Raw genomic sequence first — 14,471 nt, forward strand, 5'->3', positions numbered from 1 at the left:
AATACGTTGAACCAGACCAAGGAAAAGCCGTGATCGATTTACGCAGTGATACCGTTACCCGTCCCGGGCGCGCCATGCTGGAGGCCATGATGGCCGCCCCGGTCGGGGACGATGTGTATGGCGACGACCCTACCGTCAATGAACTGCAGCGCTATGCCGCCGACCTGGCCGGCAAAGAAGCGGCGCTATTTCTACCCACCGGCACCCAGGCCAACCTCGTTGGCCTGCTCAGCCATTGCCAGCGCGGCGAAGAGTATATCGTCGGCCAGGGGGCGCATAACTATCTGTACGAAGCCGGCGGCGCGGCGGTCCTCGGCAGTATTCAGCCGCAGCCGATCGACGCCGCGGCGGATGGTTCGCTGCCTCTGGATAAAGTGGCAGCGAAAATCAAACCCGACGATATCCATTTTGCCCCCACCCGCCTGCTGAGCCTGGAAAACACCCATAACGGTAAGGTGCTGCCGCGCGACTATCTGCAGGAAGCCTGGGCGTTTACCCGCCAGCGCAATCTGGCGCTGCACGTCGACGGCGCGCGCATCTTTAACGCCGTGGTGGCCTACGGCTGCGAGTTACGCGATATCGCCCAATACTGCGACTCCTTCACCATCTGCCTGTCAAAGGGGCTTGGCGCTCCGGTAGGCTCGTTGCTGCTCGGCAGCGAGGCGTACATTCGCCGCGCCGTCCGCTGGCGGAAAATGGTCGGCGGCGGGATGCGCCAGGCGGGCATCCTGGCCGCCGCCGGGCTGTACGCGCTGAAAAATAACGTGCAGCGCCTGCAGGAGGATCATGACAACGCCGCGTGGATGGCGGAGCAGCTGCGCGCTATCGGCGCCGACGTCACCCGTCACGATACCAACATGCTGTTCGTTCGCGTCGGCGAAGAGCAGGCCCCGGCGCTCGGCAAGTTTATGCAGGCGCAGGGGGTATTGATTAACGCCTCGCCTGTTGTCCGTCTGGTCACTCACCTGGATGTCAACCGTCAGCAGCTGAGCGAGGTGGTCGCCCACTGGCAGGCTTTTTTACAACGCTAAGGAGTCAGGCGTGTCGCAATCAGTTCTGGTGCTCGGCGCCAGCGGCTATATTGGCCAGCATTTGGTGCGCGCATTAAGCGCGCGGGGCTATCCGGTGCTGGCGGCGGCACGCCATATCGACCGATTGCAAAAACTCGCTTTGCCCGGCGTTACCTGCCGGTCAGTCGATCTCAATCAACCGCAGGACCTGCCTGCGCTACTCACCGGTATTGATACCCTTTATTATCTGGTCCACGGCATGGGCGAAGGCGGTGATTTTATCGCCCATGAGCGGCGGGTGGCGACGTATGTGCGCGATGCCCTGCGTCAGTCATCAGTGCGCCAGGTGATATTTCTCAGTTCGCTGCAGGCCCCGGCGCAGGAGCAATCCGACCATCTGCGCGCTCGTCAGATTACCGGCGATCTCCTGCGTGAGTCGGGCGTGCCGGTGACCGAGCTGCGGGCCGGGATTATCGTCGGCGCCGGCTCCGCCGCCTTCGAGGTGATGCGCGACATGGTTTATAACCTGCCGGTGCTAACCCCTCCGCGCTGGGTACGTTCGCGTACTACCCCTGTCGCGCTGGAAAACCTGCTCGTTGACCTGGTTGAGCTGCTGAATCATCCCTCCGATGCGCACCGCGTCTTCGAAGCCGCCGGTCCGGAGGTGTTAAGCTATCAGCAGCAGTTCATTCGCTTTATGGCCGTCAGCGGTAAACATCGCCCGCTCATTCCCATTCCCCTGCCGACGCGCTGGATCTCGGTGTGGTTCCTCAATGTCATCACCTCGGTGCCGCCGACCATCGCCAAGGCGCTGATTCAGGGGCTGAAGCACGATCTAATCGCTGACGATCGGGCGCTGCGGGCGCTGATCCCGCAAACGCTGATCCCCTTCGATCAGGCGGTTCGCCGCACGCTGAAAGAAGAAGAGCAGTTAGTAAACTCCAGCGACTGGGGCTACGACGCTCAGGCTTTCGCCCGCTGGCGACCAGAGTACGGCTACTATCCGAAGCAGGCAGGTTGCACCGTCGCCACTCAGGCAAGCCGCCAGGCCCTGTGGCAGGTCGTTAACCAAATCGGCGGTGAAGAGGGGTATTTTTTCGGCAATCTGCTGTGGAAAACCCGCGGCGCGATGGATCTGCTGGTCGGCCACCGGCTGGCCAAAGGGCGGCCGCAGCGCGCTTATCTGCAAACCGGCGATACGGTCGACAGCTGGAAGGTAATTATCGTGGAGGAAGAAAAACAGCTCACCCTGCTATTCGGTATGAAAGCGCCCGGGCTGGGCCGATTAAGCTTTACCATTAACGATAAAGGCGATCGTCGTGAACTGGACGTGCGCGCCTGGTGGCACCCGCACGGTATGCCAGGCCTGATCTACTGGCTGCTGATGATCCCGGCGCACCTGTTTATTTTCCGCGGTATGGCGCAACGCATCGCCCGGCTGGCCGAACAAATCTCAGGCAGAGTCGAAGGATAAGCGTTATTCTTTCATGATTCTCATTGCATAGTCGGGAGAATCACGGAAAAATGCGCACGAAATTCTTTTCTGGGACAGTAGAGTGATATGAAGGTACTGGTTACCGGTGCGACCAGCGGATTAGGCCGCAACGCAGTGGAATATCTGCGCAACAAGGGCATCAGCGTGCGAGCGACCGGGCGCAACGAAGCGATGGGCAAGCTTCTGAGCAAAATGGGGGCGGAATTCATCCCGGCAGATTTAACCGAGCTGGTCTCTTCGCAGGCTAAAGTGATGCTCGCCGGTATCGATACCCTATGGCACTGCTCCAGCTTTACCTCGCCATGGGGCACTCAGCAGGCTTTCGATCTCGCTAACGTCCGCGCCACCCGTCGTCTGGGCGAATGGTCAGTGGCATGGGGAGTGCGCAATTTCGTCCATATCTCTTCGCCATCGCTCTATTTTGATTATCACCATCATCGTGATATCCAGGAAGATTTCCGTCCACACCGCTTCGCCAACGAGTTTGCCCGCAGCAAGGCGGCCAGCGAGGAGGTGATCAACCTGCTGGCGCAGGCTAACCCGCATACCCGTTTTACCATTCTGCGGCCGCAGAGCCTGTTTGGGCCGCACGACAAAGTCTTTATCCCCCGGCTGGCGCAAATGATGCAGCATTATGGCAGCGTCCTGCTCCCGCGCGGCGGCAGCGCGCTGGTCGACATGACCTATTATGAAAACGCCGTACATGCGATGTGGCTGGCGAGCCAGCCGGCCTGCGATCATCTTCCCTCCGCCCGCGCGTGGAATATCAGCAACGGCGAACCGCGCACCTTGCGGAGCATCGTGCAGAAATTGATCGACGAGCTCGGTATCAAATGCCGGATCCGCTCAGTTCCCTATCCGATGCTGGATATTATCGCCCGCAGCATGGAGCGCTTTGGCGATAAAACCGCCAAAGAACCCGCGTTTACCCACTACGGCGTCTCCAAGCTTAACTTTGATTTTACGCTCGATATCACCCGCGCGCAGGACGAGCTGGGCTATCAGCCGGTGGTGACGCTTGACGACGGCATCGTGCGCACCGCCGCCTGGCTTCGCGACCACGGTAAACTACACCGCTAACCCTGGCCATATTTTTCTAACAGCGCCTCGGCTATCGCTTCGGTTTGCGCATCCGCTACCCCATCCCAGCGCTGCGGACGGAAGTGCATCTGGAAGGCGATAATCACCCGCTTCTTCTGCGCGGGGGTCATCTCCGGCGTCACCTGATAGCCATAGCGCGAGAGCAAATCCAGTACGATTTCGGGGTCCACTGGCTCGCTGGCCGGCCGCCCGTTGAGATAAAAGGCCACCCGCTGCTCGTCAGGCCAGGCGCCGATCCCCTGCTGCGCCAGCTGTTGCCAGGGGAATAACGGCCCCGGATCGTCTTTGCGCTGCGGGGCGATATCCGCATGGGCGACCACATTCTGCGGCGCGATGTGGTAGCGGGCGATGATATCGCGCGCCAGCGGGATCAGAGCCGCAATCTGTTCCGGATGAAAGGGGGTAAAACTTTTGACGCCCGCCGTCTTCTGCCAGCCGCGGTTCTCCAGCTCAATGCCAATGGAGGTATCGTTAATGCGCGTACTGCCGCGCCAATAGCTTACCCCGGCGTGCCAGGCTAAATCCTCTTCCGGCACCAGCTGCCAGATCCGCGGTTTATGCTGATAACGCGGGGGCTGTTCAGGAATTAAATAGTGGGAGCTGACCTCTTTATCGGTCAACGTGGCCAGCGAGACATCAAAATTGTCAGCCGTATAGTGGATCACTAACACCTTTATTCGCGGATAGGCAGCCTGCGCCGGATGACGGGTGTCCAGCTGGTATCCGTCGCGATCGATAATGCCCTTTTCCCCAGCGCAGCCGGTTAGCAGCAGCGCCAGCAGCACGATCCGCATCATCCGTTTCATCCCTTCTCCCTTGCCCGGCAGCGTCTCCGGGTTAATAAGACCATTGATTACGTCCTTTATTTTTCGCCTGATACAGCGCACTGTCCGCCCGGGCGATCAGCGTCTCTATCGGGACCGTGCCATCGGAGGCGACGATCCCGATACTCACGGTGACCTCCGACGCCACCGCCGAAGCGGCGTGCGGTAGGCCTGCCTCGCGGATCTTCTGCTGAATGCGCTCGGCAATAGCGGTGGCATGCGCTAAGGACACCCCGGGCAACACGACGACAAACTCTTCGCCGCCGTAGCGAGCCACCAGATCGCCCTCCGCCCGGACCGCCATTTTAAGCACCTGCGCGACAGAAGATAAGCACTCATCACCAGCCTGATGGCCATAGCGATCGTTATAGCGCTTAAAATAATCGACATCGATCATCATCAGCGCCAGCGGCGTTTTTTGCTGCCAGATCGCCGCCAGGTAAGCATTGAGCGCCCGACGGTTAGCGGTTCCGGTTAAGGCATCCTGGTTGGCGATACTTTCCAGCCGCTGAATAAGCTGCATATTCTCCTGGTGGGTATCCCAGGCTTCGTCATACCAGAGCTGCAAAATACGTCGGCCATACAGCAAAATCGCGGTAAAAATGGCCCAGAGGATCAAAAAGCGGATCTCGGTGTGATAGTGGAGCTGTATTCCCGCCAGCAAGGCGGTCACCCATAGCGGCAGCATAAAAGCGGTTATGCCGGGCCAATGGTGATACAGCGCGGTGAGGCCGGTAGTCATTAATATCACCAGCAGCGGCCAGGCAAAGGGCAAGGTCCAGAAAAAAATAAAACAATAATTACTCAGGGACCAACACAGACTGAGCGCCAGCAGCAGCCCGGTGATGATATTCAACGTATATCGTCCCTGCGCCAGTCGCGGCGTGAGGGCAATAATCACTAAAATGGCCGAAATGATAATAACCGCAATCAACGCCGCTTCGATATAAGGAATAACCGCCCGGTGCGTCAGTAGCCTCTTATCAAAATAGGTAAAGATAAAATTGCGGAAGAAAATCATTAACGCAAAAGCGATATTGACAAAGGCCAGCCAGGGCATACTCATGGACAGCGCATGGCGCTGGACATTATCTCTGGTGGCCCACAACGCGGCTCGCTGCTGCCGGGCGCGCTCTCGCTTATTTGTTAACATCTTAACTCCCTGGTGACCTGCATGACCATGGGCGCAGCCCCTGCTTTTCTATATGATAAACCATGTTACCGGGAATGTCTGTCAGCGCACTATCCCCTCAGCTCCGGCCTCTCAGGGTGATTTTCAGCTAACGACCGAAGAAAATAGCCTGGTCCGCTCCCGATGGGTAACCGGCTCAAAAAACAAGCATCAGCACTGCGAAATACGTCATCTTTTCGCTAAAAAGCGTTAACTAACCGTCATTAAATTGCAGCATTTTGCTTACAAAAAGCAGTGTGAGTTCAATCTGAATCATTCATTGGTGAATGCAAACAAGAGCATGATGATAGCGAGATAAACAATAGGGGCTAAGAATATTAAATATGCAGCTTTAGTGGCAGGTACAGCATTGTTTTAAGCGGCCAATGCCGTCTCCGCAGAGATTTTAACAAAACAGCTTTTGATAAAGTCCATACGCAATATACCAAAATCGGCGCCATTTTCTCTACTGGTCAAACCGCATCCAACGATGCCCGTGAAGAGCTGATTAAAAAAACAAATGAACAAGGGGGGCGTCATTGTCCCCTCCTCCGGTAATACGGATAAAAAAATGCACGTCGCCACTCGCATCTATAAGAAGAAATAATTACCCTTATCTTTCAAAAGCCATTTCCCTATTTTACGGGGTAATATTTCTTGTTCACGGGAAAATTAAGTTTATTTTTATACTGCCCTGCCTTTTAGCGCCTGACGGAATTCTGTCATCCCCGTGCCGATTTCCCGCCCTAAGGCTGTAGCCACATCAAGGTCTTAGCTCTTTGCGTCAAGTACAATCCGCACGCTATACGCTATGCTTTAACGGAAACTGAAAACGTAGTTCGCTTATAAGGAAATCATCATGCGCTACAAACTTTTTGCTGTACTTCTCCCTTGCGCGCTGGCGCTCAGCGCCTGTACGACCGTCACCCCGGCCTATAAAGATAATGGCACCCGCAGCGGCCCCTGCGTCGAAGGCGGCCCTGACGACGTAGCGCAAAAATTCTACGACACCCAGATCCAGAATCGTACTCAGGATCCGGCGGCGCTGCGCCCCTATCTGAGCGACGGCCTGGCGCAGTTACTCAATGACGCCCGCCAGGATCCCGCCAACAGCAAATTACTGCAGGCTAATCCGTTCTCCAGCAGCGGCACCCCGGCAGACAGCGCCGTGGTCGCCAGCGCCTCCACCATCCCGAACCGCGATGCGCGCAATATTCCGCTCCGCGTCGATCTGAAACAGGGCACCCAGAGCTGGAAAGATGAAGTGCTGATGATCCAGGAAGGCCAGTGCTGGGCCGTCGATGACGTTCGCTATCTCGGCAACAACAGCCATGCGCCAGCCGGGACGCTGCGACAGAGTCTGGAGAAACGCTGATTCCGGAGTTGAAGCGACGCCGCTGAAACGATAACCCCGGTAAAATGTCGGTATTCGCCCCAGGAATGCCGACATTTGCGCCCCCCTCACCCACCAGGCCATATTTTGTGCTAACTTTAAAGCTAAACGTGGTTTAGATTTAACTTTTAACGCATAAATATTGCATAACTATTCTGCCAAAGGTAGTATTTGCGGCCTCAATAGCTATTCGTATCAGACTGCCCAGATGAGTATTAAACTAAACGGCATTAATTGCTTCTACGGCGCACACCAGGCGCTGTTCGACATCACGCTGGATTGCCCGCAGGGGGAAACGCTGGTGCTGCTCGGCCCCAGCGGTGCCGGGAAGAGCTCGCTGCTGCGCGTACTCAACCTGCTGGAGATGCCGCGGTCCGGTTCGTTATCCATCGCCGGCAACCAATTCGACTTCACCAGAGCGCCGTCCGATAAAGCGATTCGCGAACTGCGTCAGAACGTCGGCATGGTCTTCCAGCAATACAACCTGTGGCCGCACCTGACGGTACAGCAGAACCTGATCGAGGCCCCCTGTCGCGTACTGGGGTTAAGCAAGGATCAGGCGCTGGCTCGCGCAGAGAAGCTGCTGGAGCGCCTGCGTCTGAAGCCGTACAGCGATCGTTACCCGCTGCATTTATCCGGCGGCCAACAACAGCGGGTGGCCATCGCCCGCGCGCTGATGATGGAGCCGCAGGTTCTGCTGTTCGATGAGCCTACCGCGGCGCTCGACCCGGAAATCACTGCCCAGATCGTCAGCATCATCCGCGAGCTGGCTGAAACCGGCATTACCCAGGTTATCGTCACCCACGAAGTTGAAGTGGCGCGCAAGACGGCCAGCCGGGTGGTGTATATGGAAAATGGCCATATCGTCGAGCAAGGGGATGCCTCCTGCTTCACGCATCCGCAAACTGACGCGTTTAAAAACTATCTTTCACATTGATGTTTTTCGGGGAAATGACGATGAAAAAAGTACTGATTGCCGCCCTGCTCGCAGGCATGAGCCTCTCCGCTTCCGCCGCGCAGACCATTCGTTTCGCCACCGAGGCCTCTTACCCTCCGTTTGAGCTGGTGGACGCCAACAACCAGATCGTCGGTTTCGATGTCGATCTGGCGAACGCGTTGTGTAAAGAGATCGACGCCACCTGTACCTTCACCAACCAGGCCTTTGACAGCCTGATCCCGGGACTGAAATTCCGCCGTTTCGACGCGGTCATGGCCGGGATGGACATCACGCCGGAGCGTGAAAAGCAGGTGCTGTTCTCTACCCCGTATTATGACAACTCGGCGCTGTTCGTCGGCCAGCAGGGTAAGTTCACCAGCATTGACCAGCTGAAGGGCAAAAAAGTGGGCGTGCAGAACGGCACCACCCACCAGAAATTCATCACCGATAAACATCCGGAAATCACTACCGTGCCTTACGACAGCTACCAGAATGCGAAGCTGGACCTGCAGAACGGTCGTATCGACGCGGTCTTTGGTGACACCGCCGTGGTGACCGAATGGCTGAAGAGCAATCCGAAGCTGGCGGCCGTGGGCGATAAAGTGACCGACAAAGCCTATTTCGGCACCGGGCTGGGCATTGCCGTACGTCAGGGCAACACCGACCTGCAGCAGAAATTTAACGCTGCGCTGGAAAAAGTGAAGAAAGACGGCACTTACCAGACCATCTATAACAAATGGTTCCAGAAGTAAGACTGAATGAACGAAATTTTTCCATTAGCAAGCGCCGCCGGGATGACCGTCGGCCTTGCCGTTTGCGCGCTCGTCATCGGCCTGGTCCTGGCGATGCTCTTTGCGGTACTGGAGTCAGTGAAATGGCGCCCGGTAGCCTGGCTTGCAACCGGCATAGTGACCATCCTGCGCGGGCTACCGGAAATTCTGGTGGTGCTGTTTATCTATTTCGGCTCTTCCCAGCTGCTGCTGACGCTCTCTGACGGTTTCACCATCCCGCTCGGGTTCACGCAGATCCCGGTGCAGATGCAGATTGAGAACTTTGACGTCAGCCCGTTCCTCTGCGGGGCGATCGCCCTGTCGCTGCTGTATGCCGCTTACGCCTCGCAAACGCTGCGCGGCGCGCTAAAAGCGGTTCCGCAGGGCCAGTGGGAGTCCGGCCAGGCGCTGGGGCTGTCGAAAACGGCCATATTCTTCCGTCTGGTGATGCCGCAGATGTGGCGCCATGCCCTGCCCGGACTCGGTAACCAGTGGCTGGTGCTGCTGAAGGACACCGCGCTGGTGAGCCTGATCAGCGTCAACGATCTGATGCTGCAGACCAAAAGCATCGCCACCCGCACTCAGGAACCCTTTAACTGGTATATCATTGCGGCGGCAATCTATCTCGTCATCACCCTGTTGAGTCAATACATCCTTAAGCGGATTGACCAGCGTGCGACGCGCTTCGAACGGAGACCAGGCTGATGCTCGACTATTTACCCGAACTGCTGAAAGGACTGCATACCAGCCTGACGCTGACCGTGGCGTCGATTATCGTGGCGCTGATCCTGTCGCTGATCTTCACCATTATCCTGACCCTGAAGACGCCGGGGCTGGTATGGATAGTGCGCGGCTATATCACCTTGTTTACCGGTACGCCGCTGCTGGTGCAGATCTTCCTGATCTACTACGGCCCGGGACAGTTCCCTTCGCTGCAGGATTATCCGTGGCTGTGGCATCTTATCTCCGAGCCGTGGCTGTGCGCCCTGATCGCTCTGTCGCTCAACAGCGCCGCCTACACCACTCAGCTGTTTTATGGCGCCATCCGGGCGATCCCCGACGGGCAATGGCAGTCCTGCAGCGCGCTGGGGATGAGTAAAAAGGATACTCTGGCGATCCTGCTGCCGTACGCCTTTAAGCGTGCGCTATCGTCCTATTCCAACGAAGTGGTGCTGGTTTTCAAGAGTACCTCTCTGGCCTACACCATCACGCTGATGGAAGTGATGGGCCACGGCCAGCTGCTGTATGGACGCACCTACGACGTGATGGTGTTCGGCGCCGCCGGGATTATCTATCTCATCGTTAATGGACTGCTGACGCTGCTGATGCGCCTGGTGGAACGCAAAGCGCTGGCCTTCGAGCGACGTAGCTAGCACCTGAGCATATTGCATAAAAAGCAAACAGCAAGGCGGATAAGTCTAACACTTGTCCGTCTTTTTTTATGCCCATAAAAATATTTAATCAAATTTATTGAATATAAATTCATTTAATGGCATTGTCACTCTATGCCGCAGACACGGCGAATAATCATAAGATAGACAGACGGGAGTTCCACGATGAAAAAGTTAGTTCTGGCTGCACTGCTCACCTCTTTCGCGTTCGGCGCTGCTGCCGCGGAAAAAATCAGCTTTGGCGTCTCCGCAACCTATCCGCCGTTTGAATCGATGGACGCTAATAACCAGATTGTCGGCTTTGATATCGATCTGGCCCACGCGCTGTGCAAACAAATGCAGGCAGAATGTACCTTTACCAACCACGCGTTTGACAGCCTGATCCCGGCGCTGAAGTTCAAGAAATATGATGCGGTGATTTCCGGAATGGATATTACGCCGGAGCGGAGCAAGCAGGTGGCCTTCACCGACCCGTACTACGCCAACTCGGCGCTGGTGATCGCCAAAAAAGATGCGTTCCATTCTTTCGATGACCTGAAAGGCAAACGGATCGGCATGGAAAACGGCACCACCCACCAGAAATATCTGCAGGATAAGCATCCTGAGGTGAAGACCGTCGCCTATGACAGCTACCAGAATGCGATTATCGATTTGAAAAATGGCCGTATCGACGGCGTGTTCGGCGACACCGCGGTGGTCAACGAATGGCTGAAAACTAACCCGCAGCTGGGGGCAGCCACGCCGAAAGTGACCGACCCGCAATACTTCGGCACCGGACTCGGCATTGCCGTGCGCCCGGATAACAAGGCGCTGCTGGAGAAACTGAACGCCGCGCTGAAAGCGATTAAGGCCGACGGTACCTACCAGAAAATTAGCAACCAGTGGTTCCCGGAGTAACTTTTTTCGCCGGGTGGCGCTGCGCTTACCCGGCCACCGCTCTTCCACGATGGCCGGGTAAGGCGTAGCCGCCACCCGGCGATTTCTCAAAGTGGCACGAAGAACCTGAACCGCGCCCCGCTTACCGACTCCACCAGTCTGATATCGCCCCCGTGCAGCTCCAGCATTCGTTTCACAATCAGCAACCCTAACCCACCGCGATCCTCCCGCGATGCCTGGGTAGACAACGCCGACGGCCGCTGGAACAGATCGTCACGCAGCGCGGCATCGACGCCCGCTCCGTTGTCTGCCACTTCGACCTGAAGCTGTTGATTCTCCTGCCAGACCGCCAGACGGATCTCCCCGCCGACGGGAGTATGCCGCATCGCGTTATCGAGCAGGTTGGTCACCACCCTCTCAATCATCGACACATCGGCGTTAATCAGCGGCAGCGGTCCCGGTACATCAATATGCAGGTTCACCTCGCGCGTGCGGGCAGTTAATTCAAACTTCTGCGCCACGTCGGAAATCAGCTCCCCCATCGCGAAACGCTCGCGCTGCGGCTTAATGCCTCCATGCTCCAGTCGCGCCAGCTCAAACAGCTGCTGCGAGAGATGGCGCACTTTGTTCCCCTGGCGCAGGGCGATGGTGAGATACTGCCTGCGCTCCTCGGCGGTCAGCCATTCATCCTTCAGGGTCAGCGTTTCCAGATACCCCAGCAGCGAAGTCAGCGGCGTGCGCAAATCGTGAGAGATATTGGCCACAAATTCACGGCGCTGGCGATCGCTGTCGGCCAGCCGATCCCACTGATCGGCAATCTGCCGGGCAAGGTCAATAAAGCGGTTCTCGAGCACCGCCACCTCGTTACCAGGCCGGGGCTCCGGCCTGCGGGCCGCCAGGGTTTTGATGGCGCTGATGCTGTCCTGGCCGCTCGCCGCCACCTGGGCGGTGAGCAGGCGGACCGGCCGGGTGACCCAGAACCATGCCAGCCCCCCTGCCAGCATGCCAAACAGGGCCACCAGCAGCAGCGTCCACAGAACAATGCTCCACAGCGTTTTTTGCCAGGCGTCGGCCGCCAGCTGATTAAACGTCTCCCCCTGCAAAATGATATACAGGTAGCCGCGCAGTTGGCCGTCGACGCGCAGCGGGGCGGCGCTGAAGACTTTTCGTCCGTCGGGACTGCGCGGATCGTCGCCATACACCGGCGACGCACTGCCGGTGAGAAAAGCCTGCACCGGCGCCATGTCGATACGCTGGCGCTGGATATGGCCCGGCGGCGCCGCATCGGCCAGCAGGTCGCCATCCGGCGACAGCAGATAGAGCTCCACGCTGGGATTAAAGGTCATCAGTCGGTCAAACAGCGACTTCAGGGTTTGCCGGTTGACCTCGCCGTGGGCGTCCAGCAACGGCTCGCGGGCGACAATCTGTTGAGCCAGCCCGGACGACAGACGCTGCACCATGGCGTTGCCATACTGCGCGCTGCTGTGTAACTGGACGGCGCATACCGCCACCGCGCATAGCATCAGCAGGGAAACCACCACCAGCGCCAGACGCTGGCTGAGGCTCAGGCGGCGGATCACGGGGCGGCCTCTTGCGTCACCGGGGCGAACTTATAGCCTTTTCCCCAGACGGTAAGAATGATGTCCGGCTCGGCCGGGTCACGTTCGATTTTACTGCGCAGGCGGTTGATATGGGTATTGACGGTATGCTCATAGCCCTCGTGCTGATATCCCCAGACCTGCTCCAGCAGCGCCAGGCGGGAAAACACTTCCCCTGGGTGGCGGGCGAAGTAATACAGCAGGTCGAATTCACGCGGCGTGAGGTCCACCGTCTCGCCGCGCAGCTTCACTTCGCGCGACAGCGGGTCGATGCTCAGGCCATGGCAGGACAGGCGCCCGGCGTCCATCAGCAGATTCTGCCCCATCGCCTCCTGGCGACGAAACAGCGCTTTGACGCGGGCGATAAGCTCCAGCAGTGAAAAGGGCTTCGCCAGATAGTCGTCGGCGCCCATCTCCAGGCCCAGCACGCGGTGCATTTCGCTGGTGCGAGCGCTGATGATAATCACCGGCAGGTAGCGGGTCATCTGGCGGATACGCCGGCAGATCTCCAGACCATCGACGCCGGGCAGCATCAAATCGAGGATCACCGCATCCCAGACCTGCGTCTCCAGCCGGGCGAGGGCCTGGCCGCCGTCGGCTTCATGGACGATCTGATAGCCCTCATCCTGAAGATTGAGCCGCAGCAGCGTGGCTATATCCTCGTCATCTTCCACCAGCAGAATGGTTTTGGCCATTAGATTCCCCCCACCAATAACAAAACATGCTGCGTCAAGCTTACCCGATTTCAGCGGCGCAAAGCCTTCACATTTTGTTTAAACTTCGCGGACCAGCAGGGTCAGCACTTCGTAGTGGGCGGTGTGGGGGAACATATCAAACAGCTGGACCCGCTCAACGCGATAGCCGCTAAGACGAGCGATATCGGTCGCCATGGTGCGGGCGTTACAGCTGGAATAGATAATATAGGGCGGCGCCATGCGGCTTAAATAGTCGCATAGTTCAGCGCCAATACCGCGGCGCGGCGGGTTAACCAGCACCAGCTGCGGGGCATCCGCTTCGTGAGTGGCGAACTGCGTCGAGTCCAGCGCCTGAAAATGCAGATTGCTGAGCCCCAGCTGCGCGGCTGACTGTCTGGCGCAGGCGATGGCTTCCGGGGCGATCTCGATACCGGTCAGGCGCATCGTCGGCGTCGCGCAGTGCAGGCCAAAGCCCCCAACGCCGCAAAACAGATCCCACATATGCTGGACCGGCAGCGCGCGCACCCAGTCGCGGGCCGTGGCGTACAGCCGGCTGGCTACCGTCGGGTTAGTCTGAAAGAAGCTTTGCGGGCGGATCCACAGCGGCACCCCATTAAAGACCTCCCCCAGCGCCTGCTGTTCGGTGAAGAAGATCTCCTGCTCGCCTTCCATGATTGCCATATGCACCGGCTGGATATTCGCCGTGATCACGCTGAGCTGCGGCAGCTGTGCCTGTAGCCACGGCAGCGCGGCGCGCAGCTGAGCCACCTTGGCCTCTGAGCGCAGCACGAAGCGCAGCATCATCTCCCCCTGCTGGCTGGCGGTCAGCAGCAGGTATTTCAGCTCCCCGCGTTTGCGCGCGACGTTGTAAGGTGTTAACCCGGCGCGGGCGATAAAGGGCTTCAGGGCAGCAAAAACCGGGGCAAACTCGGCGGGATAGAGCGGGCAGTCGGTGAGGTCCACCGGAGTGCCATCGCGGTGCAGCATCCCCAGCAGCGGACGCTCAACGCTGCCGCTGACCACCATTTTAGCCTTGTTACGGAAAGCCGCCTCCGGCCCGCTGACCGGCTCGCCCCAGGCTGCGACCGGGATCGCCGCCAGCAGCGTGCGCAGATCGGCCATTTTATCGGCGAGCTGTTGCGGGACTGGCCGCTCCAGCCATTGACAGGAGCGGCAACGGCCGGCGTCGTAGAGTGCGCAATGCATAATT

At 58.2% G+C, this 14,471-nt stretch carries 14 protein-coding genes; 9 read left to right on the forward strand and 5 right to left on the reverse strand.

The genetic code is table 11. The features are described from left to right. Nucleotides 1-29: 29 nt before the first annotated feature. The 3 genes from ltaE to IB144_RS17675 all read left to right on the forward strand — a co-directional run bounded on the left by ltaE (nucleotide 30) and on the right by IB144_RS17675 (nucleotide 3,585). The gene (ltaE, locus tag IB144_RS17665) at nucleotides 30-1,031 is read left to right on the forward strand and encodes a low-specificity L-threonine aldolase (RefSeq protein ID WP_004176702.1); all 1,002 of its coding nucleotides are present in this window, start codon (nucleotides 30-32) and stop codon (nucleotides 1,029-1,031) included. A gap of 10 nt (nucleotides 1,032-1,041) precedes the next feature. Continuing rightward, entirely contained in the window at nucleotides 1,042-2,484 is a 1,443-nt protein-coding gene (locus IB144_RS17670) for an SDR family oxidoreductase (protein WP_002896401.1), read from the forward strand. 87 nt (nucleotides 2,485-2,571) lie between these two features. Further along, nucleotides 2,572-3,585: an NAD(P)-dependent oxidoreductase gene (locus IB144_RS17675; RefSeq protein ID WP_002896399.1), complete on the forward strand. Its 1,014-nt coding sequence runs from the start codon at nucleotides 2,572-2,574 to the stop codon at nucleotides 3,583-3,585. Here IB144_RS17675 and IB144_RS17680 read toward each other — a convergent pair. Beyond that, entirely contained in the window at nucleotides 3,582-4,412 is an 831-nt protein-coding gene (locus IB144_RS17680) for an N-acetylmuramoyl-L-alanine amidase (protein WP_004209681.1), read from the reverse strand. The two genes, IB144_RS17675 and IB144_RS17680, sit on opposite strands and share 4 nt — an antisense overlap. A gap of 31 nt (nucleotides 4,413-4,443) precedes the next feature. Beyond that, on the reverse strand, nucleotides 4,444-5,583 hold the full coding sequence (locus IB144_RS17685) for a GGDEF domain-containing protein (protein WP_149358936.1): 1,140 nt from the start codon (nucleotides 5,581-5,583) through the stop codon (nucleotides 4,444-4,446). An 877-nt stretch (nucleotides 5,584-6,460) separates the two neighbouring features. On the opposite strand from IB144_RS17685, the gene IB144_RS17690 reads away from it, so the two are divergent. From IB144_RS17690 to artJ, 6 genes are all read left to right on the forward strand, one after another. After that, nucleotides 6,461-6,976 (forward strand): lipoprotein, encoded by a 516-nt coding sequence (locus IB144_RS17690; protein WP_149358935.1) that lies wholly within the window; start codon nucleotides 6,461-6,463, stop codon nucleotides 6,974-6,976. A 226-nt stretch (nucleotides 6,977-7,202) separates the two neighbouring features. Beyond that, the gene (gene artP / locus IB144_RS17695) at nucleotides 7,203-7,931 is read left to right on the forward strand and encodes an arginine ABC transporter ATP-binding protein ArtP (RefSeq protein WP_002896392.1); all 729 of its coding nucleotides are present in this window, start codon (nucleotides 7,203-7,205) and stop codon (nucleotides 7,929-7,931) included. 20 nt (nucleotides 7,932-7,951) lie between these two features. Then, nucleotides 7,952-8,683 (forward strand): arginine ABC transporter substrate-binding protein ArtI, encoded by a 732-nt coding sequence (artI, locus tag IB144_RS17700; RefSeq protein WP_002896390.1) that lies wholly within the window; start codon nucleotides 7,952-7,954, stop codon nucleotides 8,681-8,683. Between the two features lie 6 nt (nucleotides 8,684-8,689). After that, nucleotides 8,690-9,406: an arginine ABC transporter permease ArtQ gene (gene artQ / locus IB144_RS17705; RefSeq protein ID WP_040216713.1), complete on the forward strand. Its 717-nt coding sequence runs from the start codon at nucleotides 8,690-8,692 to the stop codon at nucleotides 9,404-9,406. Then, on the forward strand, nucleotides 9,406-10,074 hold the full coding sequence (artM, locus tag IB144_RS17710; RefSeq protein WP_020323879.1) for an arginine ABC transporter permease ArtM: 669 nt from the start codon (nucleotides 9,406-9,408) through the stop codon (nucleotides 10,072-10,074). The genes artQ and artM overlap by 1 nt, the downstream gene beginning before the upstream one ends. Before the next feature lie 183 nt (nucleotides 10,075-10,257). Next, a complete protein-coding gene (gene artJ / locus IB144_RS17715; protein WP_002896384.1) occupies nucleotides 10,258-10,989 on the forward strand; it encodes an arginine ABC transporter substrate-binding protein ArtJ in 732 nt (243 codons plus the stop codon). Between the two features lie 86 nt (nucleotides 10,990-11,075). Here artJ and IB144_RS17720 read toward each other — a convergent pair whose 3' ends face one another. From IB144_RS17720 to rlmC, 3 genes are all read right to left on the reverse strand, one after another. Beyond that, the gene (locus tag IB144_RS17720; protein WP_032419146.1) at nucleotides 11,076-12,548 is read right to left on the reverse strand and encodes an ATP-binding protein; all 1,473 of its coding nucleotides are present in this window, start codon (nucleotides 12,546-12,548) and stop codon (nucleotides 11,076-11,078) included. Further along, complete coding sequence (locus IB144_RS17725; RefSeq protein ID WP_002896380.1) at nucleotides 12,545-13,261, reverse strand: response regulator transcription factor; 717 nt, start codon at nucleotides 13,259-13,261, stop codon at nucleotides 12,545-12,547. Before IB144_RS17725 ends, IB144_RS17720 begins: the two co-directional genes overlap by 4 nt. Nucleotides 13,262-13,339: 78 nt before the next feature. Continuing rightward, entirely contained in the window at nucleotides 13,340-14,467 is a 1,128-nt protein-coding gene (rlmC, locus tag IB144_RS17730) for a 23S rRNA (uracil(747)-C(5))-methyltransferase RlmC (RefSeq protein WP_040216711.1), read from the reverse strand. Nucleotides 14,468-14,471 lie beyond the last annotated feature (4 nt).

The organism is Klebsiella sp. K4, assembly GCF_014596785.2.
Lineage (GTDB): Bacteria > Pseudomonadota > Gammaproteobacteria > Enterobacterales > Enterobacteriaceae > Klebsiella > Klebsiella pneumoniae.